The 18,199-nt window shown below is 65.3% G+C and carries 24 protein-coding genes; 7 read left to right on the top strand and 17 right to left on the bottom strand.

Features of this window, described 5'->3' with window-relative positions; all coding sequences use genetic code 11:
* Nucleotides 1-39: 39 nt before the first annotated feature.
* Genes AAFF27_03010 through AAFF27_02990 form a run of 5 tightly spaced genes read right to left on the bottom strand, consistent with a single transcriptional unit; the run spans nucleotide 40 to nucleotide 2,808 of the window.
* On the bottom strand, nucleotides 40-573 hold the full coding sequence (locus AAFF27_03010; GenBank protein ID XAH24175.1) for a F0F1 ATP synthase subunit delta: 534 nt from the start codon (nucleotides 571-573) through the stop codon (nucleotides 40-42).
* 11 nt (nucleotides 574-584) lie between these two features.
* On the bottom strand, nucleotides 585-1,055 hold the full coding sequence (locus AAFF27_03005) for a F0F1 ATP synthase subunit B (GenBank protein ID XAH24174.1): 471 nt from the start codon (nucleotides 1,053-1,055) through the stop codon (nucleotides 585-587).
* A 36-nt stretch (nucleotides 1,056-1,091) separates the two neighbouring features.
* Entirely contained in the window at nucleotides 1,092-1,340 is a 249-nt protein-coding gene (gene atpE / locus AAFF27_03000; GenBank protein XAH24173.1) for a F0F1 ATP synthase subunit C, read from the bottom strand.
* 58 nt (nucleotides 1,341-1,398) lie between these two features.
* Entirely contained in the window at nucleotides 1,399-2,295 is an 897-nt protein-coding gene (gene atpB / locus AAFF27_02995; protein ID XAH24172.1) for a F0F1 ATP synthase subunit A, read from the bottom strand.
* A 42-nt stretch (nucleotides 2,296-2,337) separates the two neighbouring features.
* Complete coding sequence (locus AAFF27_02990; protein XAH24171.1) at nucleotides 2,338-2,808, bottom strand: ATP synthase subunit I; 471 nt, start codon at nucleotides 2,806-2,808, stop codon at nucleotides 2,338-2,340.
* 228 nt (nucleotides 2,809-3,036) lie between these two features.
* Between AAFF27_02990 and AAFF27_02985 the strand changes: the two genes are divergently transcribed.
* From AAFF27_02985 to AAFF27_02965, 5 genes are read left to right on the top strand one after another with little or no spacing between them, the layout of a single operon-like run.
* Nucleotides 3,037-4,128 (top strand): MBL fold metallo-hydrolase, encoded by a 1,092-nt coding sequence (locus AAFF27_02985; GenBank protein ID XAH24170.1) that lies wholly within the window; start codon nucleotides 3,037-3,039, stop codon nucleotides 4,126-4,128.
* A complete protein-coding gene (locus AAFF27_02980) occupies nucleotides 4,125-4,421 on the top strand; it encodes a DUF493 family protein (GenBank protein ID XAH24169.1) in 297 nt (98 codons plus the stop codon). Before AAFF27_02985 ends, AAFF27_02980 begins: the two co-directional genes overlap by 4 nt.
* Before the next feature lie 16 nt (nucleotides 4,422-4,437).
* Nucleotides 4,438-5,112: a lipoyl(octanoyl) transferase LipB gene (gene lipB / locus AAFF27_02975; GenBank protein XAH24168.1), complete on the top strand. Its 675-nt coding sequence runs from the start codon at nucleotides 4,438-4,440 to the stop codon at nucleotides 5,110-5,112.
* Between the two features lie 28 nt (nucleotides 5,113-5,140).
* Nucleotides 5,141-6,133, top strand: a complete 993-nt coding sequence (gene lipA, locus AAFF27_02970) for a lipoyl synthase (GenBank protein XAH24167.1) — start codon at nucleotides 5,141-5,143, stop codon at nucleotides 6,131-6,133.
* Complete coding sequence (locus tag AAFF27_02965) at nucleotides 6,133-9,537, top strand: DEAD/DEAH box helicase (protein XAH24166.1); 3,405 nt, start codon at nucleotides 6,133-6,135, stop codon at nucleotides 9,535-9,537. The genes lipA and AAFF27_02965 overlap by 1 nt, the downstream gene beginning before the upstream one ends.
* A 13-nt stretch (nucleotides 9,538-9,550) precedes the next feature.
* Here the strand turns inward: AAFF27_02965 and ptsP are convergent, their stop codons facing one another.
* The 4 genes from ptsP to AAFF27_02945 are packed head-to-tail and all read right to left on the bottom strand — an operon-like array spanning nucleotide 9,551 to nucleotide 12,626.
* Nucleotides 9,551-11,317 carry a phosphoenolpyruvate--protein phosphotransferase gene (ptsP, locus tag AAFF27_02960; protein ID XAH24165.1) on the bottom strand — a complete coding sequence of 589 codons (1,767 nt, stop codon included), beginning with the start codon at nucleotides 11,315-11,317 and terminating at the stop codon, nucleotides 9,551-9,553.
* A gap of 39 nt (nucleotides 11,318-11,356) precedes the next feature.
* Nucleotides 11,357-11,626: an HPr family phosphocarrier protein gene (locus AAFF27_02955; GenBank protein XAH24164.1), complete on the bottom strand. Its 270-nt coding sequence runs from the start codon at nucleotides 11,624-11,626 to the stop codon at nucleotides 11,357-11,359.
* Entirely contained in the window at nucleotides 11,595-12,059 is a 465-nt protein-coding gene (locus AAFF27_02950; protein XAH24163.1) for a PTS fructose transporter subunit IIA, read from the bottom strand. The genes AAFF27_02955 and AAFF27_02950 overlap by 32 nt, the downstream gene beginning before the upstream one ends.
* 18 nt (nucleotides 12,060-12,077) lie before the next feature.
* Complete coding sequence (locus AAFF27_02945; GenBank protein XAH24162.1) at nucleotides 12,078-12,626, bottom strand: hypothetical protein; 549 nt, start codon at nucleotides 12,624-12,626, stop codon at nucleotides 12,078-12,080.
* 161 nt (nucleotides 12,627-12,787) lie between these two features.
* On the opposite strand from AAFF27_02945, the gene AAFF27_02940 reads away from it, so the two are divergent.
* Entirely contained in the window at nucleotides 12,788-13,285 is a 498-nt protein-coding gene (locus tag AAFF27_02940) for a TlpA disulfide reductase family protein (protein XAH24161.1), read from the top strand.
* 246 nt (nucleotides 13,286-13,531) lie between these two features.
* Nucleotides 13,532-14,005 carry a GNAT family N-acetyltransferase gene (locus AAFF27_02935; GenBank protein XAH26371.1) on the top strand — a complete coding sequence of 158 codons (474 nt, stop codon included), beginning with the start codon at nucleotides 13,532-13,534 and terminating at the stop codon, nucleotides 14,003-14,005.
* A 253-nt stretch (nucleotides 14,006-14,258) separates the two neighbouring features.
* On the opposite strand, the gene AAFF27_02930 is transcribed toward AAFF27_02935, so the two are convergent.
* From AAFF27_02930 to rplB, 8 genes are all read right to left on the bottom strand, one after another.
* Nucleotides 14,259-14,768 carry a peroxiredoxin gene (locus AAFF27_02930; protein XAH24160.1) on the bottom strand — a complete coding sequence of 170 codons (510 nt, stop codon included), beginning with the start codon at nucleotides 14,766-14,768 and terminating at the stop codon, nucleotides 14,259-14,261.
* Nucleotides 14,769-14,882: 114 nt separating this feature from the next.
* A complete protein-coding gene (gene rpsQ, locus AAFF27_02925) occupies nucleotides 14,883-15,152 on the bottom strand; it encodes a 30S ribosomal protein S17 (protein XAH24159.1) in 270 nt (89 codons plus the stop codon).
* A 9-nt stretch (nucleotides 15,153-15,161) separates the two neighbouring features.
* Nucleotides 15,162-15,371, bottom strand: coding sequence for a 50S ribosomal protein L29 (rpmC, locus tag AAFF27_02920; GenBank protein XAH24158.1), 210 nt, complete (start codon nucleotides 15,369-15,371; stop codon nucleotides 15,162-15,164).
* Between the two features lie 14 nt (nucleotides 15,372-15,385).
* A complete protein-coding gene (rplP, locus tag AAFF27_02915) occupies nucleotides 15,386-15,802 on the bottom strand; it encodes a 50S ribosomal protein L16 (GenBank protein ID XAH24157.1) in 417 nt (138 codons plus the stop codon).
* A gap of 24 nt (nucleotides 15,803-15,826) precedes the next feature.
* Nucleotides 15,827-16,726 (bottom strand): 30S ribosomal protein S3, encoded by a 900-nt coding sequence (gene rpsC / locus AAFF27_02910; GenBank protein XAH24156.1) that lies wholly within the window; start codon nucleotides 16,724-16,726, stop codon nucleotides 15,827-15,829.
* A 17-nt stretch (nucleotides 16,727-16,743) separates the two neighbouring features.
* The gene (gene rplV, locus AAFF27_02905) at nucleotides 16,744-17,076 is read right to left on the bottom strand and encodes a 50S ribosomal protein L22 (protein XAH24155.1); all 333 of its coding nucleotides are present in this window, start codon (nucleotides 17,074-17,076) and stop codon (nucleotides 16,744-16,746) included.
* An 11-nt stretch (nucleotides 17,077-17,087) separates the two neighbouring features.
* Nucleotides 17,088-17,363: a 30S ribosomal protein S19 gene (rpsS, locus tag AAFF27_02900; protein XAH24154.1), complete on the bottom strand. Its 276-nt coding sequence runs from the start codon at nucleotides 17,361-17,363 to the stop codon at nucleotides 17,088-17,090.
* Between the two features lie 10 nt (nucleotides 17,364-17,373).
* On the bottom strand, nucleotides 17,374-18,198 hold the full coding sequence (gene rplB, locus AAFF27_02895; protein XAH24153.1) for a 50S ribosomal protein L2: 825 nt from the start codon (nucleotides 18,196-18,198) through the stop codon (nucleotides 17,374-17,376).
* Between the last annotated feature and the right edge of the window lies 1 nt (nucleotide 18,199).

Genomic DNA, 18,199 nt, shown 5'->3' with positions numbered 1-18,199 from the left:
TCCTTCTCTTTGAGGTTAGCGGGAAGCCCGGACCGCGCATCACGCGGAGAGGGCCACCTTCATTTGTTCAAGACGGGCCTTGACCGAGGTGTCGAGCACCTCGTCGCCAACCACGACGCGTACGCCGCCGATCAGCGCAGAGTCCTGCTGCACGCTCAGATTGAGCTGGCGGCCGAAGCGCTTCTGGAGCGCTTGGCCGAGCTCGGCCAGCGCTGCTGCGTCAATCGGGAAAGCGCTGTAGACCACCGCATCGGAAGAGCCGCCCTGCGCGTTTTTGAGCGCGCGGAACTGCTTCGCCACTTCGGGCAGCGCCGCAAGGCGGCCGTTCTCGACCACGGCGCGCAGAAAATTGCGCGCCGCGTCGGGCAAGGGCGTACGAGCGACGTCAGCGATCAGGCCCAGCACCTGCTCGGCCGTCACCTTGGGGCTGTCGGCGAACTGCGCGAGCTGCGGGTTCTCAGCAATCGCAGCCAGCTCGTCGACCCAGGCCGCCGTAGCAGTCAGGTCGCCGCCAGTCGCGGACTTGAACAGCGCCTCGGCATAGGGACGCGCAATCGTGGCGAGTTCTGCCATGGTCGGTCCCCTTACAGCTCGGTCTTCAGGCGCGACAGCAGGTCGGCGTGAACGCCGGCGTCGACTTCCTTACGCAGGATCTGCTCGGCGCCCTTCACAGCCAGCGCTGCCACCTCTGCACGCAAGGCTTCACGTGCACGGACGGTTTGCTGGTCAGCTTCAGCGCGGGCGGCTGCAACGATCTTGCTGCCTTCCTCGCTGGCACGGGCCTTGGCTTCTTCGATGATGGCCTGGGCGCGGCGCTCGGCATCAGCCAGGCGCTGCGTGGTCTCGTTGCGCGTATCGGCCAGTTCCTTTTCGACGCGCTGGTTGGCAGCGGTCAATTCGGACTTGGCACGGTCGGCGGCAGCGAGGCCATCGGCGATTTTCTGGGCTCGTTCGTCAAGCGCCTTCGCGATCGGCGGCCACACGAACTTCATCGTGAACAGCACGAGGATCAAGAAGACGATCGCCTGAACGAACAGGGTCGCGTTGATACTCACGGCAACACCTTTCTAAAAGGGGGCGTTGGTCGGGAATCAGGCCAGAACGAAGGGATTGGCAAAAGCGAACAGCAGAGCGATAGCCACGCCGATCAGGAAAGCTGCGTCGATCAGACCGGCCAGAATGAACATCTTGGTTTGCAGTTCGTTGATCAGTTCAGGCTGGCGAGCCGACGCTTCCAGGAACTTGCCACCCATCAGCGCGATACCAATCGAGGCGCCAATAGCGCCGAGACCCACGATCAGACCACAAGCCAGAGCGACGAGACCGAGAACGTTTTCCATGATGATTCCTTTGGTGAAATAGAGAGAGTTGGAAAGAGAACGAAAAAACTAGCGAGAACTAGTGGGCGTCATGCGCCTGGCCCAGATAAATCAGGGTCAGCATCATGAAAATGAACGCCTGGAGCGTGATCACCAGAATGTGGAAGATCGCCCAGACCGTACCGGCGATGATGTGCCCGACAGGCAGCAACACCCCCGACAACGACGCCGCCGCCGCGCCACCCATGAGCGCGATCAGCATGAAGACCAGTTCACCCGCATACATGTTGCCGAACAACCGCATGCCGTGCGACACGGTCTTGGCGACGTACTCGATGATCTGCATCAGCAGATTGATGATGCCGAGGATCACGGCAAACACCGGATTCTTGCTGGTGCCGAACGGGGCCGACACAAGCTCATGCGCCCAACCGCCCAGGCCCTTGATCTTGACGCTGTAGAACAGGCACAACAGCAGCACGGAGGTCGACAGGCCCAGTGTGGTGGACAAGTCAGCGGTCGGCACGACACGCATGTAGGCATGGTGCGGATCGCTGCCAACCGCGCTGTGCGCGCCCTGCCAGACCAGCGGCAGAAGGTCGACCGGCAGCATGTCCATGGCGTTGAGCATGAAGATCCAGACGAACACGGTCAGGGCCAGCGGTGCAATGAAGCGGCGGCTCTGGGCGTTGTGGATGTTGGCCTTGGCCTGGTTGTCCACCATCTCGACCAGCATCTCGACGGCAGCCTGGAAGCGCCCGGGCACGCCCGAGGTGGCCTTGCGCGCGGCCAGCCAAAGAATGAAGCAGCCCAGGGCCCCCAGCACAGCGGCGTAGAGGACCGAATCCAGGTTGATCACATTGAAATCGATGATCTTGACCTGCTTCACAGGTTCAAGATCCCAGTTGACCTGCCAGTGCGTCAGGTGGTGAACGATGTATTCACTGGCGGTCGGGGCGTGTCCTTCTGCGGCCATCTCAGTAATTTCCTTGAACTCTTCTCGACAATGAACGATCCATCAACCAGTTGTGCGCTTTGACCGCACCAGCAGTGCGATCCAGTACGCCTTCATCGTCAACACCATGCCCAACAGCAGCACAAGCCAGCTGAGCCCCGGGACCACCCGGGGCGCTGCCGCCACGAAGGCGACAGTCAGTACGATCTTGACGATTTCCCATCCCAGAAACCTGGCAACCGCGGCCGCCGGATTCCCTGCAGCCCGCCGGCGTGTAATGCCGCGCGCAAACAATGCGGCGGGCACCACCACGGCCAGCGCCCCCCAGGCCGCTGACCATGCCATGCGCGACTGCCCGGTGGCCAGCCAGACCCCAAGGGACAGCAGCACACCGACGATCACTTGCCCGCCGATCACCCGCCAGGGCGATACCTGCGGATGACGCTCACGCAGCTGCTGCGCCTCTTCGGCAGACAGCGGCTTGAATTCGGGCTCGCCTGCCTCAATATCGGAATCTGTAGTCACGGGTTTCATCTGTTGGCGAAGCCTGTGTTACGGTTTCCAAAATTCAGCAAAGCCATTGATTATAGGTATAAGCCCAGGCACTTCTTCCATGACCCGGCAGGTTATGGGAGAAGGCTGCGCGCAAAGGTCCTTTTCGGGGCCGCGCCACAATGCCATGCAGAACCCTCGGCCGAGGGGTTTCCAGCCCGGGAATCGGCACCCGATGCCGCCCCGGACGCCACCACAGCACAGCCGAACTTGAACCCCTACTACGACGCAGCCAAGCCACACCATCGCCCGGATGGCTTCCAGAACCGCTACGGCGATTTCACGCCCCCTAATTTGCGCGACGTGCTGCGCTGGAAGCGCGAGGCACGGCACGCCGGGCTGCCACAAGCCCCGCGGGAAGCACCTCCCACCGTCGTGCCCGACCATGCCTTTTTGCGGGCCAACGCCGAGGCCGGCGCGGCGATGCAGCCGGCTCTCACCTTCATCGGCCACTCTACGATGCTGGCGCAGTTGCCTGTCGGCACGCGTGGCCTCACGGTATTGACGGACCCGGTGTTCTCCAAGCGCGCCTCGCCCCTCTCCTTTGCCGGACCACGCCGCCTGCAGCCTCCCGCCTTGACTGCGGCGCAGCTGCCGCATGTGGACCTGGTGCTGATCAGCCACAACCACTACGACCACCTCGACACGGCCTCGGTTCGCGCCCTCGCCGCACAGGCCGGCGGACCGCCCTTGTTCATCGTGCCGCTGGGAATCGGCCCCTGGCTGGCACGCCAGGGGATCCCGGGCGCGGTCGAACTCGATTGGTGGGACACACACCTGGTAGAAGCCGGCAATGCCACGGCAGAAATCACCCTCACGCCAGCCCAGCACTGGAGTGGCCGCGGCCTGCGCGATCGGCTTGCCACGCTGTGGGGTGGTTTCGCGGTACTGGCGCCGGAGTTCCACCTGTTCTTTGCCGGCGATACCGGCTACTCGCCCGACTTCGCAGACATTCGCGCACACTTCGCAACCCGACAAGCCGCAGCGCAGGGCGGTGGCTTCGATGCGGCGCTGATTCCCGTTGGCGCCTACGATCCCCGCTGGTTCATGCGCGAACAGCATGTGGACCCACCCGAGGCCGTACAGATCCACCACGACCTGGGCGCCAAGCGCAGCATCGGCATCCACTGGGGTACCTTTGCCCTGACCGACGAGGCGCTGGACCAGCCACCGCGCGATCTGGCCACCGCCCGCGCGGCACAAGGACTGACCGAAGCGGATTTTTCGGTCATGGCCATTGGCGAAACGCGCAGACTGCCACGCCGTACCATTTCGCCCCCTCCCTCCAAGGACACTGCATGAGCACCACGCCCACCACTCCCGAAAACGATCCGCGCAAGGATTCGCTGATCGAATACCCCTCGCTGTTCCCGATCAAGGTCATGGGTACCAAGGTCGATGGGCTGGTGCATGCCATCACAGCCATCGCCGAGCAGTACGACCCGCAGTTCGATGCCACTACCGTCGAGCTGCGCGACAGCAAGGCCGGCAACTACCTGGGCATCACCATCACCGTGACGGCCACCAGCCGCGAGCAGCTCGACAACCTGTACCGCGCGCTGTCCTCCCACCCCATGGTGAAGGTCGTGCTGTGACAACACGCGCTGCCGCATGAGCCTTGTGGCCTCGAACCTCGGCCGCGTGGACTATGCCGCCACCTATGCGGCCATGCAGGACTTCACCGCGCAGCGCACACCGGAGACCGCCGATGCGCTCTGGATCTGCGAGCACGACCCGGTCTTCACCCAGGGCCTGGCCGGCAAGGCCGACCATGTGCTGAACCCCGGCGCGATCCCCGTCGTCACCACCAACCGCGGCGGCCAGGTGACCTATCACGGCCCCGGCCAGGTGGTGGCCTACCCGTTGCTGGACCTGCGACGCGCTGGCTACTACGTCAAAGAATACGTCTACCGCCTGGAAGAATCGGTGATCCGCACCCTGGCGCATTTTGGCGTCACCGGCCACCGCGTGACGGGTGCGCCTGGCATCTACGTGCGGCTGGACGACCCGTTTTCGCACGCGGCGCTCACCGGCCCGATGCCTGCGGGCGACCCATTTCACGGCCTGGGCAAGATCGCCGCGCTAGGCATCAAGGTGAGCCGGCACTACAGTTACCACGGCCTGGCCTTGAACGTGGCGATGGACCTGGAACCCTTTCTGCGCATCAACCCTTGCGGCTATGCCGGACTGCAAACGGTGGACCTTTCTACAATCGGCGTTACCGCCTCCTGGGATGAGGCCGCGTTGGTGCTGGGGCAGAAGCTCGGCATCTACCTCGCGCCCTGACCCCACTCCCCCTCGCCGGAACCGCGCCATGAGCACCACAGAAGTCGTCCGCGAAGCCCAGAGCCTCGCCACCTACAACCCGCTGGCCAAACAGAAGGCCGGGGCCAAGCTCGCGCGCATCCCGATCAAGGTCGAGCAGGGCGAGACGCTCAAGAAGCCCGACTGGATCCGCGTCAAGGCCGGCAGCCCGACCACGCGCTTCTACGAGATCAAGCAGATCCTGCGCGAGAACAACCTGCACACGGTGTGCGAGGAAGCCTCCTGCCCCAACATTGGCGAATGCTTTGGCAAGGGCACGGCCACCTTCATGATCATGGGTGACAAGTGCACCCGGCGCTGCCCGTTCTGCGACGTCGGCCATGGCCGGCCCGACCCGCTCGACAAGGACGAGCCGCTGAACCTGGCGCGCACCATTGCCAAGCTGCGCCTCAAGTACGTGGTGATCACCAGCGTGGACCGCGACGACCTGCGCGACGGCGGCAGCGGCCACTTCGTCGAATGCATCCAGAACATCCGCGAGCTGTCGCCTCTGACGCAGATCGAGATCTTGGTGCCCGACTTCCGCGGCCGCGATGACCGCGCGCTGGAAATCCTCAAGGCCGCACCGCCGGACGTGATGAACCACAACCTGGAAACCGCGCCACGCCTGTACAAGGAAGCTCGTCCGGGCAGCGACTACCAGTTCAGCCTGAACCTGCTGAAGAAGTTCAAGGCCCTGCACCCCAGCGTGCCAACCAAGAGCGGCATCATGGTCGGCCTGGGCGAAACCGACGAAGAAATCCTGCAGGTGATGCGTGACATGCGCGCACACGACATCAACATGCTGACCATCGGCCAGTACCTGTCGCCCAGCACCAGCCACCTGCCGGTGCGCCGCTACGTGCACCCGGACACCTTCAAGATGTTCGAGGAAGAGGCCTACAAGATGGGCTTCACGCATGCTGCCGTAGGCGCCATGGTGCGCTCCAGCTACCACGCCGACCAACAGGCCGAACACGTACTGAACCCGATCGCCGGCTGATGTCGGCGACCCTCCTGCTGGACCCGCAGTCTCTGCAGACGCGGGTCTCGTCAGGCACCTACACACGCGGGCTGGAGGTCTACCGTGGCCAGTTGGTGCTGGACTACGAACTGACCGCCGCCAGCAGCAGCGAGTGGCACATCGAGGGTGAAGTCCGCGGCACCGAGCGCCTGCCCTACGAGACCAGCGTGGAACTGGAGGTGGGCGAGAACGGCCGCATCCTGCTGTTCAATAGCTCTTGCACCTGCCCGGTCGGGTACAACTGCAAGCATGCGGTGGCGCTTACGCTCAAGGCCGCCTACAAATCAGGCAATGTGCTGAAGCAGGCGGCCGCCACAGCCCCGCCACCGCAGCAGCCGCCATCGCCCGCCCAGGTGCTGGCGCAGGCACAGGGTCAGGTGGACCAATGGCTGGACCTGTTCGGCGCAGCCGACACCACACCGCCACCGCCCGCCCCCACCGCAGACCGGAATGTCTACCTTTTGTCCGAACGGCCGCGTCGAGGACGCGAGGGTGAGGGGCCTCGGCTACTGATGCTGGGCTGGGGCCGCGCGCACCCGCTGCGCCGTGGCGGCTGGACCAAGGTCAAAACCCCTTACTACCAGTCGTACAGCGGCGGCAGCCAGGCTGTCGGGGCCGCCGAAGACCAGGAATGCGTGCGGCTGATCGCCTCGCTGGAGCAGCAGGGCTACGGCACGCTCCAGGGCCTGCTGCAGGGCCGCGCCGGCGTGCTGGCGCTGCAACTGGCGGCGGGCACGGGCCGGCTCTTCATGGCCGACTCGCAGGGGCAGATCAGTGGTGACGCATTGCAGTGGGGCCCGCCGCGCAGTATCTGCTGGCAATGGAGCGAGATCGCCCGGCCGTCGGACCCGGAGCCGCTGTGGGCACTGCGCCCGCAGCTTGCCGAGAACACACCCGAGGCCCGCCTGTTCACCAGCCAACCGCCGTTCTACCTGGACACTGCGGCCGGCCTCTGCGGTCTGGCGGAAGCGCCCGGCGTCGCCGAACAGCACCTGCCGCTGCTGCTGAACGCGCCGCCGATCCCGCAATCCGCCTTCGCCCGCCAACAGGCTGCGCTGCTGGGCCGCCTGGCCGGCCTGCCGCTGCCGCCCACCGTGACGCCACCGGAGACGCTGCAGGATGTCATCCCGGTCCCGCGACTGCTCCTGGAGCCTGTGCCGCCGCAAGACACGGCCCGCCTCGGCTTGCTGCGCGCCACGCTGCGCTTCGACTACGCCGGCCTGCGCCACTACTGGCCGCACCATGAAGGCCGGGTACTGGTGGAGCAAGGCGCGCGCCGGGTAGTGCTGCAACGACACATGGCCACCGAGCTAAGCGCGCGGCTGGCGCTGAACCGCCTGGGCTTGCTCGACGACGGCCAGGGCCAGCACCATCTGGTGCCCAGTGCCGGGCCATCGCCCTGGCTGGACTGGGCCGACCGTGACTATGCGCCGCTGCGCGAGGCTGGCTTCACACTGGAAATCGACCAACGCCTGCTGGGCTTCATCCAGTATGCAGATGCGCTTGACGTGCGACTGGTCTCCGCTGCCACGGGCGAAGACCTGGAGCTGCACGGCGACGCGCCTGAAGAAGGCAGCATCTCGCCCTGGTTCGACCTATCGCTGGGCATCGAGATCGATGGCCGGCGCCAGAACGTGCTGCCCTGGCTGCCCGAGCTGCTGGACCAGCTACGCCCCACGGCCGACGGCGCCGAACTGCCCGAATGGATCTGGCGCCCGCGCGAGGACGGCGGCTTTGTGCGCCTGCCGTCCGCACCGCTGCGCCCCTGGCTACAGGCCTTGCTCGACCTGGTGGGCGACCACGACCTGGACGGCGAACTGCTGCGGCTGTCGCGCATGGAGGCGTTGCGCCTGGGCGCCTCGCTAGGAGCAGGTGCGCAGTGGGAAGGTGCGGCGCAATTGCGCGAGATGCTGCGCCAGCTCGGCGGCCATGAGCGCCTGCCCGAAGTGCCGCTGCCCGCGGGCCTGCAGGCCACGCTGCGGCCTTATCAACATCGCGGCCTGGACTGGCTGCAGTTCTTGCGCACGCATGGCCTGGCCGGCATCCTGGCCGACGACATGGGCCTGGGCAAGACCTTGCAGACCCTGGCCCACATGCTGGTCGAGAAAGAAGCTGGCCGGCTCGACCGGCCCTGCCTCGTCGTGGCTCCTGTGAGCCTGCTGGGCAACTGGCGGCACGAGGCCGCCCGCTTTGCGCCTGGGCTGCGCACCCAGGTCTGGCACGGCAAGGAGCGGCATGCGGCGGCCGACGCGCTGGCGCGCTGCGACCTGGTGATTGCGCCCTACTCCCTGCTGCAGCGCGACCGCGCGCGCTGGCAGGCCCAGGCCTGGCACCTGGTGGTGCTGGACGAGGCGCAGAACATCAAGAACGCCAGCACCCATGCAGCGCAGGTGGTGGCCGAGCTCGACGCCCGGCACCGCCTGTGCCTGTCCGGCACGCCGCTGGAGAACCACCTGGGCGAGTTGTGGAGCCTGTTCCACTTCCTGATGCCGGGCTTTCTGGGTAGCCAGACGCGCTTCAAGGAGCTGTTTCGCACGCCAATCGAGAAGCACGCCGACCCCGAGCGCATGGACCAATTGCGCCGCCGCATCACGCCCTTCATGCTGCGGCGGAACAAGAGCGAGGTCGCCGACGAGCTGCCCGCCAAGGTGGAGAACATCACCAGCATCACGCTGGAGGGTGCGCAGGCCGACCTCTACGAAACCATTCGCCTGACCACCGAAAAAGCGGTGCGCCAGTCGCTGCAGGACAAGGGGCTGGCGAAGTCGCAGATCCAGGTGCTGGATGCATTGCTCAAGCTGCGCCAAGTCTGCTGCGACCCACGTCTGGTGTCCTCGGTGCCGGCGGCGCAACGCCTGCGCCAGTCCGCCAAGCTCGAACTGCTGATGGAGCTGCTGCCCGAGATGCTGGCCGAGGGCCGGCGGGTGCTGCTGTTCTCGCAGTTCACCACCATGCTGGGCCTGATCGAGGACGAGCTGAAAACCCGCAACATCGCCTGGACCAAGCTCACCGGCCAGACGCAGCAGCGCGACCGTGCCATCGCACGCTTCACCTCGGGCGAGGTGCCACTGTTCCTGATCAGCCTGAAGGCCGGCGGCACCGGCCTGAACCTGCCGCAGGCCGATACCGTCATCCACTACGACCCCTGGTGGAACCCGGCGGTAGAAGACCAAGCCACCGGCCGCGCCCACCGCATCGGCCAGCGCAGCCAGGTCTTCGTCTACAAGCTGGTGGCCGAGGGCACGATAGAAGAGCGCATCCTGGCGCTGCAGGCGCGCAAGGCCGCGCTGGCCGAGAGCCTCTACAGCGGCGCCGTGGCGCGGCGCGAGCCCTTGTTTACCGAGAACGACGTGGCCGAGCTGCTGCGGCCGCTGGGCGACTGAGCCAGACTCAGACTCAGCCAGCCATGGCGGCCGCCGGGTCCTCGGCCTGCACCACGCGCTGCGCCCAGGGCGCGAGACGGCCGGTGTCAGAGCGCAGCACCTCTTGCTTGACCGCCAGGATCTGCGCCGGGTGCATGGAGAAGCTGCGCAGGCCCAGGCCCAGCAGCAAGCGCGTCATGCTGATGTCGCCCGCCATCTCGCCGCAGATGCTCACGCCCTTGCCACGGCGCCGGCATTCGGTGATGGTGTCTGCCACCAGGCGCAGCACCGCCGGATGCAAGGGGTCATACAGGTGCGCCACGGATTCATCGGCCCGGTCGATCGCCAGCGTGTACTGGATCAGGTCATTGGTGCCGATAGACAGGAAGTCGAAGTAACGCAGGAACAGCGGAAGCGTGAGCGCCGCCGCCGGGATCTCGATCATGGCGCCGATCTGCGGGTTGCCGTAGGCGATGCCGGTGTTGTCGAGCTCAGCGCGCGCATGGTCGATCAGGGCCAGCGTGTGGCGAATCTCGCTGCCATGCGCGAGCATGGGAATCATCATGTGCACCGGCCCGTGCACCGAGGCGCGCAGGATGGCGCGCAGCTGGGTGCGGAACATGGCCGGATCGGCCAGGCTCCAGCGGATAGCGCGCAGGCCCAGCGCAGGATTGAGGTGGGAGGCATCGCGCCGCGTATCGTCCAGCGGCTTGTCCGCGCCGATGTCCACGGTGCGGATGGTGACCGGCAGGCCCTGCATGCCTTCCACAGCCTTGCGATAGGCCTGGTACTGCTCTTCTTCGTCAGGCAGGTGGCCCTGCCGGCCCATGAACAGGAATTCGCTACGAAACAGCCCCACGCCCGCGGCGCCGGCCTTGACGGCGGCCTCAGCGTCCTCGGGCATCTCGATGTTGGCCAGCAGCTCCACCCGCTCACCGTCGAGCGTGATGGCCGGCGTGTGGCGCAGCCGCGCCAGGCGCTCGCGCTCCAGGTCGCCGCGCCGCTGCTTGAAGCCGTACTCGGCGAGGATGATGGCCGACGGGTCGACGATCACCACACCGGCGTCGCCGTCGATGATCACCCAATCGTCCTGCCGCACCAGCTGGCTGGCACTGCGCGCACCAACCACTGCGGGTATATCCATGCTGCGCGCGACGATGGCCGTGTGCGAGGTCTTGCCGCCCACGTCGGTCACGAAGCCGGCGAACACGCTCTGCTTGAACTGCAGCATGTCGGCCGGTGACAGGTCATGCGCCACCAGCACCAGCGGCACGTCCTCGGTGTCGCCCAATTGCAGGTCTTGCTGGCGCGGTGCCGGCCGCACGGGCGGCGGCGCCACCGGCGAGGCCACGCCCTTCATGTAGCGCAGGATGCGCTCGACCACCTGCTCCAGATCGGCCTTGCGCTCGCGCAGGTAGGGGTCTTCCATCTCGTCGAACTGGCGCGAGATCACCTCCAGCTGCGTGGTCAGCGCCCATTCGGCGTTGTAGAGGCGGTCGGTGATCCAGTGCTTGACGCCCTCTTCCAGCTCCTTGTCCTGCAACAGCATCAGGTGCACGTCGAGGATGGCGGAGAGCTCCTGTGGGGCTTCCTTGGCGCTCATCAGCGCCACGGTCTGCTGCAGCCGCTGGATCTCTTCGATCACCGCATCGCGCGCCGAGCGCACCCGCGCGATCTCGGACAGCACTCGGCCGGCATCGACGAAATAGTGCGCAACGTCGATCCGGCTGGATGCTGCCAGCACAGCGCGCCCGATGGCGATGCCACGGGCAACAGCCAGGCCATGCACGGCAAAGGTCACGACGCCTCCCGCTCAACCTGCAGATGGAGCAGCGTCACGTCACTCTCCTTCGCCGAACTTGTCCTGGATCAGCGCGAGGATCGCCTCCATCGCCGCCTGCTCGGAGGCACCATCGGTCTCGATGCGGACCTCGGTGCCGATGCCCGCGGCCAGCATCATCACGCCCATGATGCTCTTGGCGTTGACCTTGCGGTCGCCGCGCGCGATCCATACATCGCACGGGAAGCTGCCGGCGAGCTTGGTGAGCTTGGCCGATGCACGGGCGTGCAGCCCGAGCCTATTGCTGATGGTTATGTTCGTCTGGATCATGTTTGCGGCGGGCCTGGTTCTGCGGTGCGGTAATGGCGACCTGCATCACGCCCTGCGTGCCGCCGACCACCGCGCGCGCGACCAGCGCGTCAAGCGCCTCGTGGCGGTAGGTGACGGTGCGCAGCAGCATCGGCAGGTTGACGCCGGTGACCAACTTGGAGCGCACGCCATCGACCAGCCGCTGCGCGACATTGCAGGGCGTGGCGCCGAACACGTCGGTCAGCACCAGCGTCCCGCCACTGCGCTGCTGCTGCAGGATGATGCGTGCGGAGGCCAGCGTCTCCTCGGGGGAGACGTTGGGCTGTACATCGAGCGCCATCACGCCTTCGCCACTGTCCGGGAACACGTGGAGCACGCACTGGCGCAACGCGTGGGCCAATGGCGCGTGGGCGATGATGAAGATGCGGTTGGGCGTGGCGTTGCGGTGCACCATTCGATTATGTGCCGGCCGTCAGGGCACGCGCAGGCCGGCGAGGAAGTTCTCTGCCGTTGCCAACTCGGCCCGCGAGCTGTACATGGCCGCCTGGTAGGCGTAGGCCCTGCCGCCGCGCGTGCTGGCAAACCAGGCGGCCTGCACGGTCACGGCCCCCCGGTCATCCGGACGCCGCCCGGTGGCCGCCAGCCGCACCGACTGTGGCAGCGAGATGGCACCTATCGGCGCAAAGGACTGGCCAGCCGGCGCATCAGGCCCCGGCAGCAGGCCCATCCGTGCCAACGACGCATCCTGCCAGGCCCCCAGTACGGCCCCCAGTTGCTCCGGCTCGGTCAGCTCGACCCAGGCCAGGGTGAAGGTGGCGCCGGCAGCATCGCAGCCCAGCATGTGCATGCGCAAAGCCTGGCCGGCCAGCATCACCGGCCGCTCGCCATCGTCCGGTTTGCAGGGCAGCAGCGCCTGCAGCGGCGTGGGTGGCAATTGCACCTCGCGCCAATTCAGATCAGGCGTGCAGCCAGCCAGGGAAACGGCGCAGGTCAGCAGGGCAGCACATACGGGCAATCGCATGCCGCCGATTATCGGAGCGCGGGCCGCCACCGGCGCATCCACGTATCACAACGCTACAAGGAACCTTTGCGCGCCGGCACGGCTCCACTCCCCTGCAGCGACACGGCAAACGGCCTACACTTCGCAGGCTGCGCCCCCGACTGCCGCCCCACCATCCCGCCATGAAACGCATCCTCTACGCCACCGCGACTGCCGCCGTACTCGGCCTGGGCGCCGCCGCTTTCTGGAGCAGCGGGACCTCGGCCGCCCCCACCTCCACCTTCGTGTTGCTCGACGGCTCGCAGCACACCACGCAAGACCTGCGCGGCAAGGTGACGCTGGTCAATTTCTGGGCCACCAGTTGCGTCACTTGCGTGGCCGAGATGCCCCAGGTGATTGCCACCTACGACAAGTACCAGTCGCGCGGCTACGACACCCTGGCCGTGGCCATGAGCTACGATCCGCCGAGCTACGTCGTCAACTACGCGCAGACGCGCAAACTACCGTTCAAGGTGGCGATCGACAACACCGGCAGCGTGGCGAAGGCCTGGGGCGACGTGCAGCTCACGCCGACCAGCTACGTGGTCAACAAGCGTGGTGAAATCGTCAAACGCTACGTCGGCCAGCCAGACTTCGCCGAACTGCACCAACTGATCGAAAAACTGCTCGCCGAAGCCTGAGGCCCATGGTTTGTCGTCAACAGCCTGTTTTTGCAAGAAAACAGGCTGTTTCGCTTATTGGGCGCCGGCTTACAGCTATATATTAGATAGCAACCGCCCGAGTGAAGTTGGCACGCGTGACAATCCCCGGGCATGTCCGGTAGCCGCCCGGGCGACCGACGGCGAAAGACCGGCCCCGGCACGGGCGTTAAACTGGCCGGCCGACCTTTCTCCGCCGCACGCGTGTCTTCCGCTCCCCGTCCGCAGATTCAGCTCCGCCCTCCCGCCACGCCCGACGAATGGGCTGCCACCCGCGAGATCCTGCGCGAGTACGTCCAGAGCCTTGAGGCCGAACTGGACATGGCCACCCTTGAACACGAACTGGCCCACCTGCCCGGCGACTATGCCGAGCCGCGCGGCGGCCTGCTGCTGGCCTGGGTCGACGGTGAGCTGGCGGGCTGCTGCGCCCTGCGGCCGCTGGACACCTCGGACTACCCCAACGCCAGCGAGATGAAGCGCCTCTACGTGCGCCGCGCCTTCCGCGGCTTCGGCCTGGGCCGCCAGCTCGCCGAGGCCACCATGGACCTGGCGCGCCGCGGCGGCTACGCCTGCGTGCTGCTCGATACGCTGGATGCGATGGAGGCCGCCCGCGCGCTCTATGCCGACCTGGGCTTCGAAGAGGTCCCGCCCTACTACCTGAGCCCCTTGAGCGGCGCGCATTACCTCAAGGCAAGTATTTGAATTTAAGCCCACCCCCAGGCTTCGCGCACTGCGTGTCGCTGCGCCAACCCCCTACCGGGGGCAACACCTGCGGCCCGGCGGAGCCGGTTCCGCGGTGTTTTTGGCATTGGGCTGTGCTGGCTTCGCGCGCAGTGCGCCGTGTGGGTGCTGAAATGGAAACGGCGCCTTGCGGGCGCCTTTTTTGAAGAAAAGCGGCTGAATCCCTTTATTCGCGCCGGCTTTTAGCTATTAAATAGCTAGCATCACTTCAAACTCAAGCCGTCTTGGCCTGCGCCAGCAGCGTGGCGGCATCGCTCACTTCGAACTTGCCGGGTGCTTCGATGTTGAGCGTCTTGACCACACCGTCTTGCACCAGCATCGAGTAGCGATTGCTGCGCAAGCCCATGCCGCGGCCGATCAGGTCCAGCGTCAGGCCGGTGGCCTGCGCAAAGGCGGCGCTGCCGTCACCCAGCATGCGCACCTTGCCGTCGGTCTTCTGGTCGCGCGCCCAGGCGCCCATCACGAAAGCGTCGTTCACCGACAGGCACCAGATCTCGTCAACGCCCGCTGCCTTGAGCGCGGCGGCATTTTCCACGTAGCCCGGCACATGCTTGGCCGAGCAGGTGGGCGTGAACGCGCCCGGCACGGCAAACAGCGCGATGGTCTTGCCGGCCGTGGCCTGCAGGACGTCCACCGGGTTCGGGCCGATGCTGCAGCCATTGCCTTCGACCTCGGAATATTCCATCAGCGTTGCCGCTGGCAGCTTGTCACCAATCTTGATCATGCGTCTCTCCTTGCGGGTTACGGGGCGCCCGATAGGGTGCCCCAAAAAGAAAAACGGCCCGCCAAAAGGAGGGCCGTTTTCATACGGTACGGGACCGAAGCCGAATCAACGGCTTCAGACCACCGCAGCCTTTTGAACCAGGCGGGTAGCAACCCAGTTCTTGGTGCGGGAGATCGGGCGGCTTTCCGTGATCTCGATGGTGTCGCCCAGCTTGTACTCGCCATTTTCGTCATGGGCGTGGTACTTGCTCGACTTGCCCACGATCTTGCCGTAGAGCTCGTGCTTCACACGGCGCTCGACCAGCACGGTCACGGTCTTGGCACGCTTGTCGCTAACCACCTTGCCAATCAAGGTGCGCTTGAGGGATTTTTTAGCTTCCGTCATGGTCACTCCTTACTTGGCAGCCTGGGACTCGGCCTGCTTTTGGGCAAGGATGGTCTTGGCGCGGGCGATGTCGCGGCGCGTGGTGCGCAGCGTCGACGTATTGTTGAGTTGTTGCGTGGCCTTCTGCATGCGCAGACCGAAGTGGGCCTTTTGCAGGGCCTTGATTTCGGCTTCGATACCAGCAACATCCTTTTGGCGCAGTTCAGCAGCTTTGGTCATGTCATTTCTCCTGATCAAGTGCCAAGCTGGCGAGCGACGAACGTGGTGCGCAGCGGCAGCTTGGCAGCAGCCAGGCGGAACGCTTCACGGGCCAGTTCTTCCGGCACACCGACAATCTCGAACACGATCTTGCCGGGCTGGATTTCAGCCACGTAGTACTCGGGGTTGCCCTTGCCGTTACCCATCCGCACTTCTGCGGGCTTGGTAGAGATTGGCTTGTCAGGGAACACACGAATCCAGATGCGGCCGCCACGCTTCACGTGACGGGAAATCGCACGACGTGCGGCTTCGAGCTGGCGGGCCGTCAGACGGCCGCGGTCGGTGCACTTCAGACCGAAGTCACCGAACGCCACCGAGTTGCCCCGGGTGGCGACGCCGGTGTTGCGGCCCTTTTGCTCCTTGCGGTACTTGCGGCGAGCGGGTTGCAGCATGATGTTTTTTCCTTAAACGACCGATTACTCGGTCTTGGCACCGTCCGCTGCTGCAGCGGGCGCGGCTACCTTGCGGACGCGCTTAACGGCTGAGGGGTCGGCGGCACCACCGGCACCGGCGGGCTTGTCGCTGCCATCGGCAGGCGCCACGTTGCCACCACCCACTGGGCGGGCATCGCGACGCGGACCACGGCGGTCGGCACCCGGACGGTCGCCACCTGGGCGGCCATCACGGCGCGGACCACGCGGGCGACGTTCGTCGTCACGCGGCTCGACCACGGCGGGCAGGTCGTTACGACCCAGGGTGTCACCCTTGTAGACCCAGACCTTGACGCCGATGACGCCGTAGGTGGTCTTGGCTTCAGAGGTACCGTAGTCGATGTCGGCACGCAGGGTGTGAAGCGGCACGCGACCTTCGCGGTACCACTCGCAACGAGCGATTTCGATGCCGTTCAGGCGGCCCGACGACATGATCTTGATACCTTGAGCGCCCAGGCGCATCGCGTTCTGCATGGCGCGCTTCATGGCGCGGCGGAACATGATGCGCTTTTCGAGCTGCTGGGTGATCGAGTCGGCGATCAGCTTGGCATCGATTTCAGGCTTGCGCACTTCTTCGATGTTGACGGCGACCGGCACCTTCAGGCGGGCTGCGAGCTCGCGCTTGAGGTTCTCGATGTCTTCACCCTTCTTGCCGATCACCACGCCCGGACGTGCCGAGAAAATGGTGATGCGGGCGTTCTTGGCAGGACGCTCGATCAGGATGCGCGAGACGGCGGCGTTTTTCAGCTTGGCCTTCAGGAACTCGCGCACCTTGATGTCTTCAGCCAGCATGCCGGCGAAGTCACGGTTGTTGGCATACCAGCGGCTGGACCAGTTACGGCTTACCGACAGACGGAAGCCGGTTGGGTGGATTTTCTGTCCCATATCTTCCAGACCTTCTGTTAGTTGCCCACCGTCACGTACACATGGCACGTGGGTTTGCTGATGCGGTTGCCACGGCCCTTGGCACGCGCGGTGAAGCGCTTGAGGGTGGCTCCCTGCTCGACGTAGATGGTCGTGACCTTCAGTTCGTCGATGTCGGCACCGTCATTGTGCTCGGCGTTGGCAATAGCCGACTCCAGCACTTTCTTGACGATCCCAGCTGCCTTCTTCTGCGTGAAGGACAGGATGTTGAGGGCTTGGTCCACTTTCTTGCCGCGGATCAGGTCAGCGACCAGACGACCCTTGTCGACCGAGAGACGGACGCCGCGGAGGACTGCACGTGTTTCAGACATGTCGGTGCTCCTTACTTCTTGACTTTCTTGTCCGCGGGGTGACCCTTGAACGTGCGCGTCAGGGCGAATTCGCCCAGCTTGTGGCCGACCATTTGGTCGGTGATGTAGACGGGCACGTGCTGCTTGCCGTTGTGCACGGCGATGGTCAGACCGATGAACTCGGGCAGAACCATGGAGCGACGCGACCAGGTCTTGATCGGCTTCTTGTCCTTGGTGGTCACCGCCTTGTCGGCCTTGGCCACAAGGTGATGGTCAACAAACGGACCCTTTTTGAGAGAGCGAGTCATTTGCTATCCCTTACTTCTTGCGACGCGACACGATCATGACCTGCGTGCGCTTGTTGTTGCGGGTGCGGTAACCCTTGGTCAGATTGCCCCACGGATCGACTGCGTGACGGCCTTCGCCGGTCTTGCCTTCACCACCGCCATGGGGGTGATCGACCGGGTTCATTGCCACACCGCGAACGGTCGGGCGAATACCCTGCCAGCGCTTGGCACCGGCCTTGCCGAGTTGGCGCAGGCTGTGTTCTTCGTTGGCGACTTCACCAATGGTGGCGCGGCACTCGATGTGGATCTTGCGCACTTCACCCGAGCGCAGGCGAACCTGAGCGTAGGTACCTTCGCGCGCCAGCAGCGTGGCCGAAGAGCCAGCCGAACGAGCAATTTGCGCGCCCTTGCCGGGTTGCATTTCGATCGCGTGGATGGTCGAACCCACCGGGATGTTGCGGATCGGCAGCGTGTTGCCGACGCGGATCGGGGCTTCCGAGCCGGACAGCAGCGTCGCGCCAGCTTCAACACCGCGCGGGGCGATGATGTAGCGGCGTTCGCCGTCGGCATACACCACCAGAGCGATGTGGGCCGTGCGGTTCGGATCGTATTCGATGCGCTCCACCTTGGCTGGGATGCCGTCCTTGTTACGGACGAAATCGACCACGCGGTAGTGGTGCTTGTGACCACCGCCCTTGTGGCGGGTGGTGATGTGACCGTTGTTATTACGGCCAGCCTTCTGGAACTGAGGTTCCAGCAGGGCTGCGTGCGGAGCACCCTTGTACAGGTGATCACGCGTGACCTTCACCACGGCACGGCGGCCAGGCGAGGTCGGTTTCATCTTGATGACAGCCATG

It is taken from the genome of Xylophilus sp. GW821-FHT01B05, assembly GCA_038961845.1.
Lineage (GTDB): Bacteria > Pseudomonadota > Gammaproteobacteria > Burkholderiales > Burkholderiaceae_C > Xylophilus.
Note: the sequence above shows the minus strand (reverse complement) of the source record. Positions and strands in the feature narration are given on the sequence as shown.